General features: G+C 39.5%; 15 protein-coding genes. 10 read left to right on the forward strand and 5 right to left on the reverse strand.

Features of this window, described 5'->3' with window-relative positions:
- The first annotated feature begins 90 nt into the window (after positions 1–90).
- From nrdG to HRT55_RS14220, 3 genes are all read left to right on the forward strand, one after another.
- Positions 91–618: an anaerobic ribonucleoside-triphosphate reductase activating protein gene (gene nrdG / locus HRT55_RS14210; RefSeq protein ID WP_291622271.1), complete on the forward strand. Its 528-nt coding sequence runs from the start codon at positions 91–93 to the stop codon at positions 616–618.
- A complete protein-coding gene (gene nrdD / locus HRT55_RS14215) occupies positions 605–2386 on the forward strand; it encodes an anaerobic ribonucleoside-triphosphate reductase (protein WP_291622272.1) in 1782 nt (593 codons plus the stop codon). Before nrdG ends, nrdD begins: the two co-directional genes overlap by 14 nt.
- A gap of 113 nt (positions 2387–2499) precedes the next feature.
- A complete protein-coding gene (locus HRT55_RS14220) occupies positions 2500–3510 on the forward strand; it encodes a Gfo/Idh/MocA family oxidoreductase (RefSeq protein ID WP_291622274.1) in 1011 nt (336 codons plus the stop codon).
- 43 nt (positions 3511–3553) lie between these two features.
- Here HRT55_RS14220 and HRT55_RS14225 read toward each other — a convergent pair whose 3' ends face one another.
- Entirely contained in the window at positions 3554–4171 is a 618-nt protein-coding gene (locus tag HRT55_RS14225; RefSeq protein ID WP_291622276.1) for a metalloregulator ArsR/SmtB family transcription factor, read from the reverse strand.
- A gap of 179 nt (positions 4172–4350) precedes the next feature.
- Here HRT55_RS14225 and HRT55_RS14230 point away from each other — a divergent pair, with 179 nt between their 5' ends.
- The 5 genes from HRT55_RS14230 (at position 4351) to HRT55_RS14250 (ending at position 10811) form a co-directional block, all read left to right on the forward strand.
- Positions 4351–4983 (forward strand): NAD(P)H-dependent oxidoreductase, encoded by a 633-nt coding sequence (locus tag HRT55_RS14230; protein WP_291622369.1) that lies wholly within the window; start codon positions 4351–4353, stop codon positions 4981–4983.
- A 46-nt stretch (positions 4984–5029) separates the two neighbouring features.
- Positions 5030–5440 (forward strand): VOC family protein, encoded by a 411-nt coding sequence (locus HRT55_RS14235; protein ID WP_291622278.1) that lies wholly within the window; start codon positions 5030–5032, stop codon positions 5438–5440.
- Between the two features lie 51 nt (positions 5441–5491).
- Entirely contained in the window at positions 5492–5908 is a 417-nt protein-coding gene (locus HRT55_RS14240) for a VOC family protein (protein WP_291622280.1), read from the forward strand.
- A 117-nt stretch (positions 5909–6025) separates the two neighbouring features.
- Positions 6026–8413: a fatty acid cis/trans isomerase gene (locus tag HRT55_RS14245; protein ID WP_291622283.1), complete on the forward strand. Its 2388-nt coding sequence runs from the start codon at positions 6026–6028 to the stop codon at positions 8411–8413.
- Positions 8414–8648: 235 nt separating this feature from the next.
- Positions 8649–10811, forward strand: coding sequence for a prolyl oligopeptidase family serine peptidase (locus HRT55_RS14250; RefSeq protein WP_291622285.1), 2163 nt, complete (start codon positions 8649–8651; stop codon positions 10809–10811).
- Positions 10812–11163: 352 nt separating this feature from the next.
- Here the strand turns inward: HRT55_RS14250 and HRT55_RS14255 are convergent, their stop codons facing one another.
- Both HRT55_RS14255 and recQ read right to left on the reverse strand, forming a co-directional pair.
- Positions 11164–11595 (reverse strand): thermonuclease family protein, encoded by a 432-nt coding sequence (locus HRT55_RS14255; RefSeq protein WP_291622287.1) that lies wholly within the window; start codon positions 11593–11595, stop codon positions 11164–11166.
- A gap of 54 nt (positions 11596–11649) precedes the next feature.
- On the reverse strand, positions 11650–13536 hold the full coding sequence (gene recQ / locus HRT55_RS14260; RefSeq protein ID WP_291622290.1) for a DNA helicase RecQ: 1887 nt from the start codon (positions 13534–13536) through the stop codon (positions 11650–11652).
- A 209-nt stretch (positions 13537–13745) separates the two neighbouring features.
- On the opposite strand from recQ, the gene rarD reads away from it, so the two are divergent.
- Positions 13746–14648 carry an EamA family transporter RarD gene (gene rarD, locus HRT55_RS14265; RefSeq protein WP_291622292.1) on the forward strand — a complete coding sequence of 301 codons (903 nt, stop codon included), beginning with the start codon at positions 13746–13748 and terminating at the stop codon, positions 14646–14648.
- A gap of 116 nt (positions 14649–14764) precedes the next feature.
- On the opposite strand, the gene HRT55_RS14270 is transcribed toward rarD, so the two are convergent.
- Positions 14765–16024 carry a diguanylate cyclase gene (locus tag HRT55_RS14270; RefSeq protein WP_291622293.1) on the reverse strand — a complete coding sequence of 420 codons (1260 nt, stop codon included), beginning with the start codon at positions 16022–16024 and terminating at the stop codon, positions 14765–14767.
- 126 nt (positions 16025–16150) lie between these two features.
- The gene (gene uvrD / locus HRT55_RS14275; RefSeq protein WP_291622296.1) at positions 16151–18325 is read right to left on the reverse strand and encodes a DNA helicase II; all 2175 of its coding nucleotides are present in this window, start codon (positions 18323–18325) and stop codon (positions 16151–16153) included.
- Positions 18326–18686: 361 nt separating this feature from the next.
- Between uvrD and HRT55_RS14280 the strand changes: the two genes are divergently transcribed.
- A complete protein-coding gene (locus HRT55_RS14280; protein WP_291622299.1) occupies positions 18687–20741 on the forward strand; it encodes a cache domain-containing protein in 2055 nt (684 codons plus the stop codon).
- Positions 20742–20801 lie beyond the last annotated feature (60 nt).

Consider the following 20801-nt stretch of genomic DNA (forward strand, 5'->3'; position numbering starts at 1 on the left):
AATTTGTATGTTCTAGATCAATAAAGCAGACCTAACAAATACTATATATTGTGCCTAACAAAACAATAACACCTATATATAGGTAAATAGATGGATTTTAACTGCATAACACCCAGTGTCGTTTTTCAAGAAGTCCCTAATGAGATCAGTTTATGTTTTAGCATCACTGGTTGCAAAGTTGGCTGTAAGGGTTGTCACAGTACCGAGTTATGGGATCAGAAAAATGGCCTAAAGCTCACCAATCAACTCTTTATTCAATACCTTAAAAAGTACCAAGGTTTAATCAGCTGCGTGGTCTTTTTTGGCGGTGAATGGCAACCAAGTGCCTTAATTGAAAAACTGCTTATCGCTAAAAACTTTGGCCTGAAGACCTGCCTTTATTCAGGTGAAGAAGCTGGTGAAAAGTATATTGATCTTAGAATTACTCAACACCTTAATTTTTTAAAAACAGGAGCCTGGCGACCTGAACTCGGTGGTTTAGCAAGCAGTACCACCAATCAAATTTTCCGTGATTTATCTACGGGTAAAAAATTAAATTACTTATTCACTAAAAATAATATCGACGCAAATCAATTCAACTTGCTCACTACAAAAGGAACAAACAATGTTGCGGCTTAACCAAGAACAAATCACTCATAAGAAAGACTTCATTAAAGACTATTTTTCGGCAAAAAATGCCGCTGATGGCTCTAAAATTGATGCCAATGCCAATGTTAGCCATAAAAACATTGCCACGCTTGAAGCTGAATTATTAAAAGACTGCTTTGTGCAAATTAACCGCGCCTTGGTGCATGACAAAATACGCGATACCTTTGATGCTGATTTAGCCAAAGAGTACCTACGTCAAATAGAAGATCATGAAATTTATGTTCATGATGAAACCAGTTTAAAGCCTTACTGCACCTCTATTAGCATGTATCCATTTTTGCTTGATGGACTAACTAAGTTAGGCGGCGAGTCGAAAGCACCGAAACATTTAGCGTCTTTTTGTGGTTCTTTTGTTAATCTTATTTTTGCGATTTCAGCACAATTTGCTGGTGCGGTAGCCACAGTGGAGTTCCTTACTTATTTTGATTATTTTTCCCGCCTTGAATACGGTAATGACTACCTAAATACGCACAAATCTGAGATAGAAAATCACTTACAGCATGTGGTCTATGCCATTAATCAACCCGCGGCAGCGCGTGGTTATCAGAGTGTATTTTGGAATGTTTCATTATTTGATCAATACTATTTTGCTTCAATGTTCAGTGAATTTGTTTTCCCTGACTTTAGTAAACCTAATTGGCAGACCGTTGATCAGTTACAACACTTCTTTTTAGGCTGGCTCAATAAAGAGCGAGAGCAAGCAGTACTCACCTTCCCTGTAGTTACTGCAGCTATGTTAACTAAAAATGGCCAATGTAAAGATCAAGCCTTTGCGCAAAAATTAGCACAGCAAAAAGCCGAGGGTAATTCATTCTTTATCTACTTATCTGATAGTGCTGATTCATTGGCTTCGTGCTGTCGATTACGTAATGAAATATCCGACAATACTTTCTCCTATACCCTAGGCGCAGGTGGCGTTGCTACCGGTTCAATTAACGTTATTACCATTAACATGAACCGCTTAGTGCAAGACGGTCGTGACTTAAAAACAGAAATTGAAAAAATACAAAAGTATCAGGTGGCTTATCGCAAGTTGATGGAAGAGTACAAAGAGCAAGGCGCTTTATCGGTCTATGACGCTGGCTTTATCTCTTTAGATAAACAATTTCTCACCATAGGCATTAATGGTATGGCAGAAGCCGCTGAATTTTCAAACCTTGTTGTTGGTAATAATGATGAATATAAACAGTTTGTTAGTGCACAGTTAAAAGTGATTTATCAAGCTAACCAAGCGGCGAAAAAAGAATTTGGCTATATGTTTAATACCGAGTTTGTCCCTGCGGAAAACCTCGGTATAAAAAATGCTAAATGGGATAAGAAGGACGGCTATCAGGTAGCACGTGATTGTTATAACTCGTACTTCTATGTGGTTGAGGATGATGAAACCAACCATCTCGACAAGTTTGTTATGCACGGCAAAGAAATGATTCAGTACCTTGATGGTGGCTCAGCGCTACATTTAAACTTAGATGAGGCCTTATCTGCCGAGGCTTATTTAAAACTCTTCAATGTTGCCGCAGCTACAGGCTGTAATTATTTTTGCATCAACGTGAAGATTACTATTTGTAATGACTGTGAAAAAATTGATAAACGCACTTTGCATGTCTGTTCAAGTTGCGGCAGTGACAACATAGATCACGGTACTCGGGTTATTGGCTATTTAAAACGGGTTACTTCCTTTAGCCAGGGCCGACAAAAAGAGCATGCGCTGCGCCACTATCATAAAGAAAGTGCCTAATAACTCCCACCCAAGCCACCTTGTCAATAACAAACAAGGTGGCTTGATAGACTCTTCAACCACTGCATGTAATAATTTTCAGCCCGAAATATGTTTTTTAAGGCTGCTTTAACATGATTAATTTTGCCGTTATCGGTACCAGTAAGATCTCTGACGCTTTTATTGAGGCGGCAAGGCAAGATCCTCGCTTTAATTTAGTGGCTGTTTATTCTCGCCATCAAACAACGGCACAAGCTTTTGCCAATAAGCATAACATTGCACATTGTTTTACTGATTTAGCCTTATTAGCAGACAGCAACCTTATTGATGCCGTATATATTGCCTCACCCAACAACTTTCACGCACAGCAAAGTATTACCATGCTTAAGGGCGGTAAACATGTACTCTGTGAAAAACCTGTGGCAATTACCTGTGCTGAGCTTGCACAAATGGTTGCCGCCGCTAAAGCAAACAAGGTTACTTTTATGGAAGCAATGCTGGTGACTTTTCTGCCTAACTACCAGCAAATAAAAAAACAGTTAAATGCACTTGGCAACATACGAAAATATAGCGCATCATTTTGTCAATTTTCGTCTAGGTATCCAGCGTATTTACGGGGTGAAAATCCAAATACCTTTAATTTAAATTTTGGCAATGGTGCTTTAATGGATATTGGTATTTATCCCTTATATTTGGCAATAGATTTGTTTGGTTTACCGGCAGAGGTAATAGGTCATAGTTATAAATTACCAACGGGGGTTGATGGTTATGGCGATCTATTATTGAATTACGATTTCCCAGATACAGATAATAACCAAGCCGCTTTACAAGTACATATAAGTTACTCGAAACTGAGTAATGGCAGCAATGTTTGCGAAATCCAGGGCGAAAATGGTTATTTAATGTGGCAACATTCATCATTGTTCAATGAAGTTTCTTTGCATTTAAATGACGGGAGTTGCCAAACGTTAACATTGGCGCAAACTGATAATAGAATGACCTACGAACTTAGCCATTTTATCGATTTAATAGAAAGTGGTAACAATGAATCTTCAGTGAATAGCTGGCAGCTTTCGAAGCAGGTATTAACTGTGATAGAACAGGCAAGAAAACAACAAGGTATTATTTACCCTGCAGATAAATGAGCAGAAAATTAACACCGGAGTGTTAACTAAGTCAGTGCCTACGTTAAGTGGCAGTTACCTTATAAGCACAACGCCTTGCGCCATCGACAATATGTTCTTCGCGACTGACCTCGGCAACTTCACTCATTAAGGTTTGAAACATCTGTAATTCTGAGCGGCAGAAACTTAAGCACTTAGTGGCTGCCGCACAAATCGGGCAATGGTTTTCCATTAACCAATATATGCCGTCATGCTGCTCTACTGTTGCCATATAACCTTCATCACTGCGCAGTTTAGCTAAGGTTTGCAACTTTTCTTCAATACCAAAGCGATCGGCAAGGGCTAATCTATAATTGGCCATCGCCGTTTCTTCTCGATGGCTGATCAATTTTTCCATACCATCATCACCAAATAAAGTGATGACAGAGTCCAGTAACTGCACGGTTAATTCATCATGACGATCAGCAAAGCGACTATTGCCTTTATCTGTTAATGACCAATAACGTGTTGGTCTGCCACGAGCTGCTTTTTCATCTTTAAAAACCACATCGCCCGAGTCTTCCAAACCTTGTACATGCTGACGCACCCCCATGGTGGTAAGAGCCAATTCACTCGCCAATATTTTTGCCGTTAACGGCCCTTGGGTCTTTAATAGCTGAATTATTTTTTCATGAGTCTTCATTAGATCTCCGACCGAAAGGTTATGTATAGCGCCATTATTACCCATTTCCGCCATGATTTCATCGTCTAGTACAATATTAAGTAAAGTTTTTTGTTTATATTTTACTTGATCTTCTTTAGTAAAGTGTTTACCTTATTAAATAAATGAAAAGCTTTACTTAATACCGGGAAAAAATTGTGATGAATTTAGTTATTATCAGTGCCAGTCAACGTACTCAGTCACAAAGCGCTAAAGTTGCTGAATACCTAGCTGACAACAGCGGTCAATTTAGTAGCGTTCGGCATATTGAATTATGTAAACAGCGCCTGCCCATGTGGGATGGTGAAGAGATGAGTAAACAACAAGATGATAGTGATTGGCTGGCCATTAATGTTCAATTACAAGCGATGGATGCCTTAATACTTATTACCCCAGAATGGGGTGGCACAGCCTCACCGTTATTAAAAAATTTATTGATGATGGCGCAAGCCACTGATATCGGCCATAAACCGGTACTGCTGGTGTCTGTGGTTAATGGCATAAGTGGCGCTTACCCTATTGCAGAATTACGCATGAATGCCTTTTCCAATAACAAGTTAGTTGCTATTCCCGATCACCTAATTATTAGAAATGTTGAAGAAATTCTAAATACAATTAATAAAGATGATCAGCAAAAAGATGAAGCGATAACTCGCCGAGATAAAAGTATGCGTCATCGCATTGGTTATAGTTTACATACTTTACTGCATTACAGCCAAGCGATGAAATCTTTACGTGAAACCTTGCAAGGCAACACTTATAACGATGAACACTTATACCCATACGGCATGTAAATAAAGCACAAACAATAAGAATCAGTTAAAACAACGAGGAGTTATTATGAATTTAAACCAAGTCACCCTTACGGTCATCAATATGGACGAAAGTACTGAGTTTTATCGTCGTTTAGGTTTCCTTCAAATTGTGGATACGCCACATTATGCTCGTTTCGCTTGCCCTGATGACGGCGCTACGTTTTCATTAACCTTAACAGAAGCTGATACGCTAACTACTGAGCAAAACAAGCTAAGTAGCGGTACCACTATTTACTTTGAGCATCAAGAATTAGACGAATGGGTAGAGACTATAAAGAGCCGAGGCATTGAATTTAAGCAATTGCCTATTGCGCAATCTTACCTGTGGCGCGAGGCGATATTACATGATCCCAGTGGTAATAAAATAAAACTCTATTGGGCCGGAGAGCACCGTTTAAACCCACCATGGCGAGTTGATAAAACATACCAAGCATAAGCAAATAAACTACTATAAAAAGCATACGTTTAAAACGTAAAGGAGAGCACAATGATCACTTTAGAACACATTAACTTAGTTGTTAGCGATATAGAAAAAAGTTTAGCTTTTTACCGCGCCGCTTTTCCACACTGGCATGTACGTGGCGGTGACAAAGGTGAATGGTCAGGAAAGCCGAGAAACTGGTTACATTTTGGTGATGATTATCAATACATTGCCTTGGCCGATAATGGCGTTGGTGACAATAGAGATCTAACCGGTCATCAAGTAGGCTTAGCGCATTTTGCTTATGTCACCAGTGACCTAAAAGGCACCATAGCGCGGATAACACAAGCAGGCTTCCCCATTCATAAAGACGGTACCCCTGATGAATATCGAGAAAACATCTATTTCCTGGATGCAGATGGTTATGAAGTCGAATTTGTGCAATATCACACTGATGTGCCTGAGCTAAGAAACCGCTACTAAGCAGCAATGATAAGCCCATTCAATGTTGATAAATACTGGTTACAATCTTTACAGTATTCATCAACATAGCTTAAACTTAACCACATATGCACACATTTCTGCAAGTTAAGGTTTCTCATGGGTAAGTTCCAATGGCTATTTATTTTTCTATTTCTTTCCGGTTGTGCCACTTTAGGCGTAATGGAATTTGATAAGTTATATGGCCCTAGTCATGTCGACAATAGGCTAAGCCAGCCAAAGGCGACCACAGCGCAAGCAATACACTTTAATCAACAAATACAGCCTATTATCGAAAATCGCTGTGTTGTTTGTCACGGCTGTTACGATGCTCCTTGCCAGTTAAAAATGGAAAGCCGCGCCGGTATTGAGCGTGGTGCCAATAAGGCCATAGTTTATAGTGGTGAACGTTTACTTACCGCCAACATTAGCGACAGTTTAAGCAAATTAACTGAGTTGAATCGCGAGAGCTTAGCGCCATTGCGCCAGCAAGGCTTTTTTTCGGTACTTAATGAGCGCCAACAAACTGAGCAGGCTAATACTCAAGCCGGTTTACTCTATCAAATGGTACAGCTAAAGAAACAGCATCCTCTGCCCAACGAAGCATTACTGAATGACAGCTTCGATGTTTCACTCGATAGAAGCCAGCAGTGCCCAACCATTGAAGAATTTGAGCAATACAAGAGTAACTTCCCGCTTGGTGGTATGCCTTATGCCTTGCCTGGATTATCAGCGCAAGAACATAGCAAACTAACTACTTGGTTGGCCCAAGGCGCAATCATGCCAGCAACAACACCGCCGACTAGCGCAGAACAACAAATGATTAACCGTTGGGAAAAATTACTTAATGGTAGTTCTGCAAAAGAACAGCTCATTGCGCGTTATTTATATGAGCATTTATACCTAGCCAATTTATATTTTGATAAGGCACAAACAAGTTATTTCAAACTGGTGCGCTCAACTACCGCCAGTGGCGAAAAAATCGCGGTTATTACTACCCGCCGACCTTTTGATTCACCTTATGCCGATGGTCGTACTAATGCAGTAGTTGATAAGCCAGAGGTGTTTTATCGACTGATTAAACATAACGATAGCATTATTGCCAAGCGCCATATGCCCTACCCGTTTGGCGCAGCAAAGTTTTCCCGACTTAATGAACTTTTTTATCAGCCAGATTATGTGGTGAATTCGCTACCTGATTACCAGCTAGCTAATGCCTCAAATCCCTTTAAAACCTTTCAAGCCATTCCCGATAAGTTGCGTTATCAATTTTTATTAGATCAAGCGCAGTTCTCCATCATGAACTTTATTAAGGGGCCAGTATGTCGAGGCCAAATTGCGTTAAACGTGATTGAAGATAACTTTTGGGTATTCTTCCTTAACCCAGATAGTTTTGATAATTACCCTAATGAAAAATTCATTAAGGCCAATACTGATTTATTACAATTACCCGCGGCTACCAGTGATAAAGCCATGTCGCTACTGTACTGGCGCCAATACGCTAATCGCCAGCAGGAATATGTAAAAAATAAATTAGCTTATATAGAAGAGCTTAACTTACAAACCAACGATATAAACCTCGATTTAATTTGGTCAGGGAAAGGCAACCCAAACGCCAGCTTAACGGTCTTTAGACACTATGACAGTGCTTCGGTGTTAAAAGGTTTTATTGGCCCAACACCTAAAACGGCTTGGCTGATAACTTACCCCTTATTAGAGCGTATTCATTATTTATTAGTGGCTGGATTTGATGTTTATGGCAATGTTGCTCATCAATTAAAAACTCGTCTTTATATGGACTTTTTACGTATGGAAGCTGAGAGTAATTTCATTAGCTTACTGCCGAAAGAACAACGTAAATCAGTGCATGAATATTGGTATCGAGGCACCAGTGATACAGTTAAAGATTATATTTTTTCAGACGATTTCTATCAGTTACCTGAAACAGGGCTTAACTACCAAACAAGTAACCCGAAAAAAGAGCTTTTTCAATTCGTCGCTAATTACACCAAAAATCGCCAAGTGAACCAGTTTAACCTCACGTCATTGCCACTAAGTGCTAGCGATAAACTGATAGCAGACTTAGCAAGTATGCCCGGAGCAAGCGTCGCCTTATTACCGCAAGTAAGTTATGTAATGGTAACCAATGGCGATAAAAAACACGTTTATAGTTTGATCAATAACTCCGCACACAGCAATGTCGCGCACTTATTTTCTGAAGAAAATAGACGGCTGCCAGCAGAAGACACCCTTGCAGTATTACGCGGTATTGTTGGTACTTATCCCAACGCTTTTTATAAGGTTGAACAAGCTCAACTCACTGAGTTTGTCAGCCGCTTTACTGCGATAAAAACCGAGCAAGATTATCAAAAACTTAAAGGCAAATTTGCTATTCGCCGAACCAACCCACAGTTCTGGCAATATGCTGATGAAATACATCTTTGGTATAAAACTAACCAGCCAGAATCTGCCGGTTTACTCGACTTTAATCGCCTAGAAAATCGTTAGTTTTATCCTCTAACAGCAGCCAGTAACACCCTGTAACAAAATGCTGCCGCTTGCCTCATCTTTCAATGAGGTAAGCCATAGTCTTGCTCAACTCTCTTCTGCTACACTGCTAAGCGATTTGTAAACTAAATGTCAATATGTGGCTAAGTACTAGCGAAATATTAGGTAATTACCAAATAATAACCTGATAAGCAGTAGTAGCTGCGTAATACTCACTTCAACAAGCGAGACTCAAATGAACAAACATAGCCTTTTCATGACCAGTATCTTGGTTACTAGCGTATTAGCAGGTTGTACTGGTAACAGTGTCGAAAAGTCGGCAGATACTATTGCCGCAGCACAACAAAAAGTCACTTACCCTACCACTCAAAAAGGTGACGTAGTTGATAATTACTTCGGTACTGATGTTGCTGACCCATACCGTTGGTTAGAAGATGATCGTAGTGAAGAAACCGGTGCTTGGGTAGAAGCTGAAAACAAAGTAACTTTTGATTACTTAGCACAAATACCCTACCGCGATGAGCTTAAGTCTCGTTTAGCTGAATTATGGAACTACGAAAAAGTAGGAGCTCCTTTTAAAGAAGGTAACTATACCTATTTTTATAAAAATGATGGCCTACAAAATCAATATGTTGTTTATCGTCAAAAAGACGGTGGCGAAGCGGAAGTATTTTTAGATCCTAATACCTTCAGTGAAGACGGTACTACCTCTATGGGACAGCTTAGCTTCTCAAAAGATGGTTCAATTGCCGCTTATGCTATTTCTGAAGGCGGTAGTGACTGGCGTAAAATCATCATTATTGATGTTGAAACTAAGCAAGTGCTAGAAGCACCACTAGTTGACGTTAAATTCTCTGGCATCTCGTGGTTTAAAAATGAAGGCTTTTACTACTCAAGTTATGACAAGCCTAAAGGCAGTGAGTTATCAGCCAAAACCGATCAACATAAGCTTTATTACCATGTTTTAGGTCAAGCGCAGAAAAGCGATAAAATTATTTTTGGTAATACTGCAGAGCAAAAGCGTCGTTACGTTGGTGGTACCGTTACCGAAGATAACCGCTTCTTACTGATCTCAGGTGCAAAATCAACATCCGGTAATGATCTTTACCTTAAAGATTTAACCAAGCCAAATAGCCCATTAGTCACCATTATCGATAACTTTGATGCTGATACCTATGTGCTTGAAAATGAAGGTGACAAGCTATTTTTAGTGACTAACTTAAATGCGCCGAATAAGAAAATTGTTACGGTAAATGCTAAAGCGCCAGCAAGCAAAAACTGGACTGACTTTATTGCTGAAACAGAATACGTATTAAGCGCTTCAACAGGCGGTGGTTACTTCTTTACTGAGTATATGGTTGATGCCATTTCGAAAGTTTACCAATATGACTATCAAGGTAAACAAGTACGTGAAATCAACTTACCCGGTGTTGGTAGCTCTTCAGCGCTTGAAGGCAGTAAAGATGAAACTACCTTGTATTACTCATTTAGTAACTACAAAACCCCAGGCACCATCTATAGCTACAATATAGACAAAGGTAATAGTGATGTTTATCGTAAGTCTGGCGCTAAATTTGATAGTGCAGCTTATGAGTCAAAACAAGTATTCTACCCTTCAAAAGATGGTACCAAGGTACCTATGATCATTACCTATAAAAAAGGTCTTGAACTGAATGGTAAAAACCCAACTATTTTATATGGTTACGGTGGCTTCAACGTTAGCTTAACACCACGATTTAGTGTTTCTCGCGCAGTATGGTTAGAGCAAGGTGGTATCTATGCGGTTGCTAACTTACGTGGCGGTGGTGAATACGGTAAGAAGTGGCATAAAGCAGGTACTCAGTTAGACAAACAAAATGTTTTTGATGACTTTATTGCTGCGGGTGAATACTTAATTTCGCAAGATTATACTTCGAGTGATTACTTAGCCATTAATGGTGGCTCAAATGGTGGTTTATTAGTCGGTGCTGTTATGACGCAGCGTCCTGATCTAATGAAGGTAGCCTTACCAGCCGTTGGTGTATTAGATATGCTTAGATATCATACCTTCACTGCGGGCGCAGGTTGGGCATACGATTACGGTACTGCTGAGCAAAGTGAAGAAATGTTCAAGTACTTACAGGGTTACTCACCAGTTCATAATGTTAAAGCCGGTGTTAGCTACCCTGCAACTATGGTAACTACAGGTGATCATGATGACCGAGTAGTGCCTGCACATTCATTTAAGTTTGTTGCAGAGTTACAAGCCAAACAAGCTGGTAATGCGCCGACATTAATCCGCATTGAAACAAATGCCGGACATGGTGCAGGTACGCCAGTATCTAAAACTATTGAGCAGTACGCTGATATCTATGCTTTTACCCTGTTCAACATGGGTTTTACTGCTTTACCTAAGTAATAAGGTTTTAGTTAACCTTTATCTTATATGAGTAAAGCTGATCTCGATCAAGTACCTGAGTAAATCACTCAGGTACTATTCAACAATACTAATTGATTTCTATTTTAATAACTGGAGTAAATTATGGGTTGTTGTGGTGGTTGTGGTGGCGAAGGCCATGATGAAAAAAAAGAGCAAGAACAAGCTCAAGCTAACGAAAAATCATCTGAGAAAACTGAAGCAGCTGAAAAAGAGTAGTTTTCTTTTTTGTCCTGGGCTCGCTCAGTTTTCTATAATACTAAGCCACTAACTTATTTAAGTTCAGTGGCTTTTTTATGCTCTTTTACTAGTAACAATTTATCCAGAACTCAGGTTAATTACACCAGTTCTTTTTCGTTTTACCTTGGTATTCAACCGCATGATTATTCTTAATTAACTGTTCAGCTAAGTTAACACCATCAACATACACATCGGCAATTAAGCGAAAATATTTACCACGCTTGATATTTTTAAGGGTGATGCGTTTAGCCGATCGTAAGTGCTTAACGGTAAATTGCTTAGCGAGCTTTGCTTGCGCTTTCTCTCGAGGACATTTACCGCGTAATTCAGGGGTATCTATACCGTTAATTCGGATCGACATATGTTCACCGACAATCGTTGGGAAGCCGATAATGTTGGCTCTAAAAGTATCACCATCATAAATACTGGTTACTTCGGCAACTGTGGCATTGCCATAATTATTAGTTTTTGCACTGAGATTAGTTGTTATCAAGGTTAACAATAAGGTTAGTAAAATTTTATTCATAAATACTTCAAGTGATCTAGCTAATGTCTTAGCTATGTTCCTTAGCGATACCGCTTAGTTATGTTCTTTAATTAAGGCCAAAAATGGCTGGCCATAACGGGATAATTTCACTTCCCCTATACCACTAATACTGAGCATTTCCCTTGAAGTTTTCGGTTTTACCCGCGCCAATTCAGATAAGGTGGCATCATTGAAGACAATGAAAGGCGCAATATCTTCGCCATCAGCAATACCTTTGCGCAATTCTCGCAATTTGGCGAATAAAGCGCGGTCATAACTTTTTTGTGGGCTTTTTTGTTGCCAATAACTAGCTTTTTGCAGACGTGGACTCGCTAGCATCAATGGCTCTTGCGCTTTTAACACAACACCTGAAGCTTGTGTTAAACATAAAATTGATTGTTGTTCGATATCTTGCTGCAAATAGCCCAAGTGTATTAGCTGACCAATAATTGAGTACCAATAACCGGCTGTTTTACCCTTGCCTAAACCAAAAGTAGAAACTTTATCGTGGCCTAATTGTTTAATTTTATCGGAAAGCTCGCCGCGTAATACCGCAATAACATGGTTAATATCACCTTGTTGCTTGATACGATAAACACATGACAATACTTTTTGTGCTTCTATAGTGCCATCAAATTGACTAGGTGGATCGAGACAAATATCGCAGTTGCCACAGCCTTTTTCGGTATATTCAGCAAAATAATTCAGTACCACTTGTCGGCGACAAGTTTGTGCGTCAATAAAAGCATCCATAGCGGCAAAACGTTGCATTTCAACATTCACTCGCTCAGGGTTATCACCTTCACTAATGCGTTTTTTAATGCGAGCGACATCTTTCTCATCAACCAAAAATAACGCTTCGGCGTCTAAACCATCGCGCCCAGCTCGGCCAATTTCTTGATAATAAGACTCTAAAGTACGTGGTGGCTCATAATGGATTACATAACGCACATTAGGTTTATTAATACCCAAGCCAAAGGCAACGGTAGCGATCACTATTTGAATATTATCTTTGGTAAAGCCTTCTTGTACTATCGAGCGAATTTCGTTTTCTAAACCGGCATGGTAGGCGGCACAATTAATGCCACAAGCGGCCAAATACTTCGACAATTTCTCTACTTGCCAACGACTATTACAATAAATAATACCGCTATCTTCTGCCCTTTTCTTGATATAACCCAATAGCTGCTTTTCGCCGTTATATTTCGGCGCTAAGGTAAAGCGGATATTAGGTCGATCGAAGCTATCAAGGTGAATATAAGGATTAGGCAGCGCTAACTGGTTTAAAATATCTTTACGAGTAGTGACATCTGCCGTAGCAGTTAATGCCATCACGGGTACTGTCGGGAAGTTCTGTTTTAAACACTGTAATTTTGTATAAGCAGGTCTGAAGTCATGGCCCCACTGAGAAATACAGTGCGCCTCATCAATGGCAAATAAGCTTAATGGCAGTTGGTTTAAGCTTTGTAAAAAATAATAATTAGTTAAACGTTCCGGTGCTACATACAGTAACTTGATTTCCCCTCGCCCTAAGCGAGCAAATATATCACTGATCTCGCTTTGCTCTAAGCTAGAGTTGATAAACGCCGCCGATATGCCTTGGTGAGTTAAGCCGTCGACTTGATCTTTCATCAAGGCAATTAACGGCGACACAACGATAGTAACACCGGGTAATAATATTGCCGGCAGTTGGTAACATAACGACTTACCACCACCCGTTGGCATTAATACCAATGAGTCTCGCCCTTGTAGCAGGTTATTTATAATTTCAGCTTGCCCGGCACGAAAACTCTCATAACCAAAATGGTGTTTTAAGGTTTCAAGCAATAATGCATTATTTTCTGTATTAGCTTGGCTGCTGATTTCTGCACTGGCTGCTGTATTTGCTACTGGGGAATTCAATAAGGTATCGACTAATTTTCTTAGGAGTAATAACGCCATTTTAACTCAGCGGTGCAGTGAAAACCTAGTACTGAAAAATATATTTTTAACTTGGCTGCAATCCTATGTTCCTAATAGAAAAGCTTACAATAGTAGTATTGACAAGTTTACAGTGCGAGCAGTGACTACTGAGCTTTTACTACTGACTCCACTTCAGGTCATGTTATTATCCAGCATTTCCTATATCTTGCCCCTGGAATGAATAACTCATGAGTACAACAACTTCCGCTCAACTTGAAGCCAATAGCAATCGTAACGGCGCCGTAAGTGCGTTATGCGCATATCTGCTATGGGGCTTTGCACCGATTTATTTTAAATTACTCAGCGAAATTGAGCCCGGTGAAATATTAATGCATAGGGTTATTTGGTCCGCATTATTTTTGCTGGTGATGATTATCGCTATGAAGAAATGGTCGCAGCTGGTTGCTGTTTTCCGTCAGCCAAAGGTATTACTGTTACTGTCTTTATCGGCTAGCTTTCTCGCAGTGAATTGGTTTCTTTTTATCTGGGCCATTAACAATAACCATTTGCTTGATGCCAGCTTAGGTTACTACATTAACCCTCTCTTCAATGTTGTCCTCGGCATGTTGTTTTTTCACGAACGTTTACGTAGAAATCAATTAATCGCCGTTGGTTTAGCCTTTACTGGCGTATTGGTGCAACTGGTCGCATTAGGTACTCTGCCCATGATTTCATTGGCTCTTGCCAGTACGTTTGCCATTTATGGCTTAATAAGAAAGAAATTGCCGGTAAATTCATTTATTGGCTTATTTATTGAGTCACTGTTAATGCTGCCCATAGCCTTAATTTATTGGTTTTTCTTTGTTGAAAGCAGTACCAGTAATATGGCATTAAATACCACTGACTTGAATTTCACTTTGATCATGGCCGGCGTAGTCACTACCGCGCCTTTACTGTTTTTTACTGCGGCAGCAAAACGATTAGCTTTATCGACTTTAGGATTTTTTCAATATTTGGGACCCAGTATTATGTTTTTATTGGCAACTTTTTATTATCAGGAAACCATGAAAAGTGCTGAACTGATCACCTTTGTTTTCATCTGGGCAGCCTTAATACTCTATAGCGTGGATTCATTGAGAAAACGAGCTTAACGCTAGCACTTTAATTACCAGCAGCAATTACCAACAATAATTACCAGCAAAAAAAACGCTCATTCTCAGTAGGAGAATAAGCGTTTTTTTGAAATATACAGTTTCTGAGCGACTAACTAATCTTCGAGTTCAGCGCCTGAGATAACCACTTGGTTACGACCATTTTCTTTTGCTAAATATAGCGCATTATCCGCTTCATTCAATTGTTTAGCGAACTCATCATGACTATCAAAAACAACACCTAAACTTAAGGTTATTGCTATTGGTGTATCACCTACCGGAATAGTTGATACGGCAATTTCTCGTCTAAAGTCATCTAACTTGTTATATAAGTTGTCTGTATCTAAGCCATGTAATAACACCGCAAACTCTTCACCACCCAAACGTGCGGTCAAGCCAGCGCCAAAATGCTTGCGCATATAAAGTGCCACTACTTTTAATACCTGGTCACCGGCATCATGGCCGTAGCTATCATTCACTTTCTTAAAGAAGTCGATATCTATCATAGCTAAACAGTAAGGTACTTTTTTACTGACATATTCTTTAATACGTAATTCAGCACTACGGAAGAAAGCTCGGCGATTAGCAAGCTCTGTTAAATAATCCGTATTGGCGGCATGCTGAATTTTAGCAATATTATTCAAACTTTCGATGTTTTGAGTAATACGACAATAAAATTCTTCTGGGCAGAAGGGTTTGCGTAAAAAGTCATCGGCACCATTTTTTATAAAACGGGCTGAATGAATACCGTTACTCGCACCGGAAATACCGATTACCGCTAATTGCTCGCGCGTGTAAATACGGCGAATTTCATTGGTTAGCTCAATACCATCCATTACCGGCATTTCTAAATCGGTAATGACCATTTTAATATTTTTATGCTGAGCTAGCTTCTCTAATGCTTGAACACCATGATTCGCCGTTACCACAGTAAAGTTACGACGTTTTAATAATTCAACAATATGATTACGCGCTGCCGATGAGTCATCAACCACTAAAATAGTATTTTGATGGTTAGTTTGCTGCCAATGTAAAATGCGCTTTAAATACAGAAAAGCTTGGCTATTCTCTTTGGGAATATAATCAATAACCGGCTGCGATAATATTTTCTGCCGAGTTTCATCGTCCATTTTACCTGTCATAACTATGCCAGGAATACCGTGAGATAACACACAAGCTATGGCTTCACCATCAAGTGCATCAGGTAGAGCGTAGTCTATGGTCGCGGCAAAAAAACCGGTATCAACAGATAGAATACTTTCTACTTCGGCCAAGGTGGTAGCTATGACCACTTCAAATTTCAATGAGCGAGCTATCTGTTTGATAACGGTCGCTATAGGTTTACTGTCTTCTATTACTAATAGTCTCTGAGACATTACAATACCTTCGAGTTTAAATCGGCTACATTATAGAAATTAGGTTCAATGCTGAATATTCATTAAGGTTAAGCACTAAGCTAACTCACTACCAAGTTAGCCAAGACTAAGTTCAATAAGACTCCCTTAGACAGTTTGTAAATTGGCATATTCCACTACTAGCCACTTGCTACCAACATCGGCAAAATTCACCTGAATACGCGACTGAGCACCACTACCTTCATAGTTAAGTACTACACCTTCACCAAACTTAGCATGTTTAACCTGTTGACCCAACTTAAATCCAGTATTTTCAAAGGTTTCAAGGGTAAATGTGTTAGAGAATCTACCGACTTTACTTGGGCGTTTCACTTGCGACTGCATACGAATTTCTTCAATACAATCTTCAGGTAATTCACGTAAGAATCGACTGGCTTTATGGTTTTTTTCTTGTCCATATAAGCGACGACTTTCCGCATGGCATAAGTATAGCTTACGCATTGCTCTTGTCATGCCGACATAACACAAACGGCGCTCTTCTTCTAAACGTCCTATTTCTTCAACCGATTGTTGCGATGGGAACATACCTTCTTCAAGACCGGCTATAAAGACTAAAGGAAATTCTAGCCCCTTGGCCGAATGCATAGTCATTAACTGTACTGCTGCTTCAAATTCGTCGGCTTGTGACTCACCTGACTCTAATGCAGCATGGGTTAGAAAAGCGGTTAATGGTGTTTGCTCTTCGACTAACTCAGGATCACTTTCAAAGGTTTGACAGGCGGTAACCAGCTCATTCAAGTTTTCTATGCGTTGCGCGGCACGCTCACCCTTTTCAGCTTGGTACATGGCCTTTAAGCCACTATTATTAATGATAAAGTTAGCTTGCTGATCAAGATCTAAATTCTCGGTATCATCTTCTAATTGCTCAATAAGCTGGATAAAGGCAGTAATCGTTTTAGCGCCTCTGCCCTTAAGCTGCTCTGCTTTTAACATTTGCTGACATGCCTGCCACATTGTTACTTCCATACCCCGGGCAGCATCTCTAACTAAAGATAAGGTTTGATTACCAATGCCACGCGTTGGCGTATTAATAATACGCTCAAAGGCAGCATCATCATCACGGTTATTAATAATCCGCAGGTAAGCAAGGGCATCTTTGATTTCTTGTCGATCGAAGAATCGTTGACCACCATAGATACGATATGGCAATTGCCCTTGTAATAATGCTTCCTCAAGTAAACGTGATTGCGCATTAGAGCGATACAGTATCGCTATTTCATCAAGCTTGCCGCCATCATCACGCCATTGTTTAATACGTCCGGCGATAAAGCGCGCTTCATCTATTTCATTAAAAGCTGTATAAATTGAGATCTTTTCACCGGCCTCACCATCGGTCCACAACTCTTTACCCATACGGTTAGTATTGTTGCTAATCAATTGGTTGGCAGCAGTTAAGATATTGGCGGTTGAGCGATAATTTTGCTCGAGACGAATAGTTTTAGCACCTTCATATTCTTTTAAGAATCGCTCGATATTTTCTATTTTCGCACCACGCCAGCCATAAATAGATTGATCATCATCACCAACAATCATTACCTTACTGCGCGCTTTACCTAGCATGGTTAGCCAAGCATATTGAATGGCGTTGGTATCTTGAAATTCGTCCACCAAAATATGACCAAAGCGTTGTTGGTAATGCTCTAACAACTCAGGGTTTTTCAACCATAATTCATGAGCGCGTAGTAATAGTTCAGCAAAATCGACTAAGCCAGCACGATCACAGGTCTCTTGATAAGCTTTATAAACTTTAACAAACAATTCTTCTGTTGGGTCAAACTGGGCATCTATATGCTGTGGGCGTAGCCCTTCATCTTTCTTGCCATTGATATACCAAACAAATTGCTTGGGTGGCCATTTTTTCTCATCCAGTTCTAGCGACCTAACGATTCTTTTGATTAGACGTAATTGATCATCACTGTCTAATACTTGAAAGCTTTGCGGTAAATTAGCTTCTTGAAAATGCATGCGTAACAAACGATGCGCTAAACCATGGAAGGTACCAATCCACATACCATGGGTATTGCCATCGACTACCTGCTCAACACGAGCACGCATTTCGGCCGCCGCTTTATTGGTAAAGGTTACCGCTAATATGCTGTGTGAGGAAACCCCTTCGACCTGCATTAACCAGGCTATACGCTGCACTAAGACTCGAGTTTTACCACTACCTGCGCCAGCCAAAATAAGCATATTTTGCTTAGGGGCAGCAACAACTTCACGTTGCTTATCATTAAGAGAGTCGAGTAATTCTGAAACGTCCATAGGGTTAAAAGCCTTTCTTGCGGTGGCATTATCTAATGAAATAGATAGTGGTGCTAAATAAGAAGCAAAAGTATACCACCATTAAGGGCTAGTTGTTGTTATCCGCTGTTTATTTTTACAGTGCTATTAAGGCACAATATCGCTCGCTACTACTGCTCAATTTCGCTACACTGATTGTCTATATTCATGGAATGAATACCTAATAACAAGGATAAATAAGCATATAAAACAGAGGCCTTAGACCGTTCAACTGCGGTTTTTTTTCAATATACTATGATGAAATTCCCAGTAAGTACTCACCTTATATATATATTTAGTTTTAGTTTTAGTTTTAACTCTATTTTTAGTACTGAGAAAATTCATGCTAAATAAAGATGAAATTAAGATTCTTCGTACGGTTAAGCTAGCACCGTTGTTTATCTTAGTGCTGTCATTGATTGCCATCGTCTCTATTTTTCAGCATAACAACAGCCACTTTAATCTTGAAGTCGACCGAATAAGAGCTGACTCTATTCTTGAAAGAACCATGCTCATTAAAAATGAAGTGTTGAAAGTTCATGATCTGATCAAAAGTGAAAAAGCCCAATCAATTAAAAAAATAAAGACCAAGCTGCAAGAAAGAGTACATGAAGCCCATGCAATCGCCAGCTCCATATATAGAAACAACCAAGATAAAAGTGCCCAAGAGATAAAATTACTTATTAGTGATGCACTAAGGGATATACGTTTTAGTAAAGGTCGAGGCTACTTCTTTATTTATCAAACCGATGGTTTATCGGTAATGCATCCTATCTTGCCACATCTGCAAAATACCCAGCTGTGGGATTTTAAAGATGTAAACGGCAGCTATGTTATCCGCGATCTTAGTACTATTGCCACCAGTCAAGGGGAGGGTTTCTTACGCTGGTGGTGGAAAAAACCCGCAGACACTAAAACAGAATATGAAAAGATTGGTTACAGCAAATACTTCGCCCCTTTTAACTGGTTTATTGGCACCGGTGACTATGTAATCGATTATGAAAATGAGCTTAAAAAAGAAATACTAGAACGTATTAGTCGAGTTGAATACGGTAATGATGGCTATATTTTTGTCGTTAATAAAGCAGGGGTTGTTCTTAGCCATGTGGTACAAGAACATGTCGGTAAAAATAGGCTGGATCTGATCGACGGTAATGGCGTTTTTATTACCCAAGAAATTATCAAAGCGGCCCATAACGGTGAAGGTTACCTGTCATACATCGGCTCCACTGAGAAAAACACTGGCTTACCCGCACAAAAAACATCCTTTATCAAAGGATTTAAAGATTGGCACTGGGCCATTGGCTCCGGCGCTTACTTAGATGATATTGAAAATGTCATACTGGCAAAAAAACAGGCTTTAAACAAAAAAAACCAACAAGAGTTGGTACAAGCACTTGCCATAGGCGCCACCATTTCCCTGCTACTTTTTTTCATCTCGATAGCGTTTGCTAATAATATTAAAAATCGCTTTCAACGTTATAACGCCAAAGTTTCCGAAAAAACACAACAGCTAAATGAACTCAACCTCAGCCTAGAAGATAAGGTTATTGATAGAACACAAGCATTAGCCGCCTCCAATAAAGAACTTGAATTAGCACTGCTTAATTTAAAAAACACCCAAGAAAAATTGATCGCTTCAGAGAAAATGGCTTCTATGGTCAGTTTAGTTACTGGCGTTGCTCATGAACTCAATACCCCGTTAGGGATTATGGTCACGTCCATAAGCCAAATAGAAAATGAAATAGAAAAGCTCTTTATTAAAATAAAGTCGCAGAAAATAACCCGCAGTGAATTACTACGTTGTGAGCAAGCCTGTCGATTAGGGGTAGAACTACTCAATAGCAGTTTAAATAAATCAATTAGGCTTATTAATAATTTTAAATCACTATCAACATACGGTGAACCAGGACAAGCTAAAAAATTCTCTGCTAATAAGCTCATTCAAACATTAAGCGACTCCTACCAAAGTGTGCTAAAGAGCCACAATACGCAATTAACCTTGGCTTTTAAGGATGAAGTTATGGTGATGAGTTATAAAGACGTTATCATCGATGTACTGACGCAGCTCATTGAGAATTCACTAACCCATGCCTTTAATGACACTGACAGCCCATGTATCACCATACAAGTTAGTACTAGTAATGATCAGTTAATTATTGATTACTTTGATAATGGTTTAGGTTTAAGTTATGAAGCAAAAGATAAGATGTTTGATCTGTTTTATACCACTAAGCGCAATAGCAACTGCACTGGCTTAGGTATGCCTATTGTCTATAACCAAGTAACGCAAAAATTACAGGGTTCAATTAAATATACTCAGCCGAGCCAGCAAGGCACTGGCTTTACTATTACTATGCCAATGTTATACAAGACTGAAGCTTACCAGCTAATATAACATTATCTGGCTTAGCGAATAGCGATTCACTCCGTGGTGCTTAACTAACTGATTAAGTTT

This window comes from Colwellia sp., assembly GCF_013214175.1.
Taxonomy (GTDB): domain Bacteria; phylum Pseudomonadota; class Gammaproteobacteria; order Enterobacterales; family Alteromonadaceae; genus Colwellia.

What these genes read in the sequence shown, in the direction of transcription:
- HRT55_RS14220 (WP_291622274.1), top strand. Translation starts at nt 2,500, where the DNA reads ATGATTAATTTTGCCGTTATCGGTACCAGTAAGATCTCTGACGCTTTT.
- HRT55_RS14240 (WP_291622280.1), top strand. Translation starts at nt 5,492, where the DNA reads ATGATCACTTTAGAACACATTAACTTAGTTGTTAGCGATATAGAAAAA.
- HRT55_RS14235 (WP_291622278.1), top strand. Translation starts at nt 5,030, where the DNA reads ATGAATTTAAACCAAGTCACCCTTACGGTCATCAATATGGACGAAAGT.
- HRT55_RS14250 (WP_291622285.1), top strand. Translation starts at nt 8,649, where the DNA reads ATGAACAAACATAGCCTTTTCATGACCAGTATCTTGGTTACTAGCGTA.
- HRT55_RS14245 (WP_291622283.1), top strand. Translation starts at nt 6,026, where the DNA reads ATGGGTAAGTTCCAATGGCTATTTATTTTTCTATTTCTTTCCGGTTGT.
- uvrD (WP_291622296.1), bottom strand. Translation starts at nt 18,325, where the DNA reads ATGGACGTTTCAGAATTACTCGACTCTCTTAATGATAAGCAACGTGAA.
- HRT55_RS14270 (WP_291622293.1), bottom strand. Translation starts at nt 16,024, where the DNA reads ATGTCTCAGAGACTATTAGTAATAGAAGACAGTAAACCTATAGCGACC.
- rarD (WP_291622292.1), top strand. Translation starts at nt 13,746, where the DNA reads ATGAGTACAACAACTTCCGCTCAACTTGAAGCCAATAGCAATCGTAAC.
- HRT55_RS14225 (WP_291622276.1), bottom strand. Translation starts at nt 4,171, where the DNA reads ATGAAGACTCATGAAAAAATAATTCAGCTATTAAAGACCCAAGGGCCG.
- HRT55_RS14255 (WP_291622287.1), bottom strand. Translation starts at nt 11,595, where the DNA reads ATGAATAAAATTTTACTAACCTTATTGTTAACCTTGATAACAACTAAT.
- HRT55_RS14280 (WP_291622299.1), top strand. Translation starts at nt 18,687, where the DNA reads ATGCTAAATAAAGATGAAATTAAGATTCTTCGTACGGTTAAGCTAGCA.
- nrdD (WP_291622272.1), top strand. Translation starts at nt 605, where the DNA reads ATGTTGCGGCTTAACCAAGAACAAATCACTCATAAGAAAGACTTCATT.
- HRT55_RS14230 (WP_291622369.1), top strand. Translation starts at nt 4,351, where the DNA reads ATGAATTTAGTTATTATCAGTGCCAGTCAACGTACTCAGTCACAAAGC.
- recQ (WP_291622290.1), bottom strand. Translation starts at nt 13,536, where the DNA reads ATGGCGTTATTACTCCTAAGAAAATTAGTCGATACCTTATTGAATTCC.
- nrdG (WP_291622271.1), top strand. Translation starts at nt 91, where the DNA reads ATGGATTTTAACTGCATAACACCCAGTGTCGTTTTTCAAGAAGTCCCT.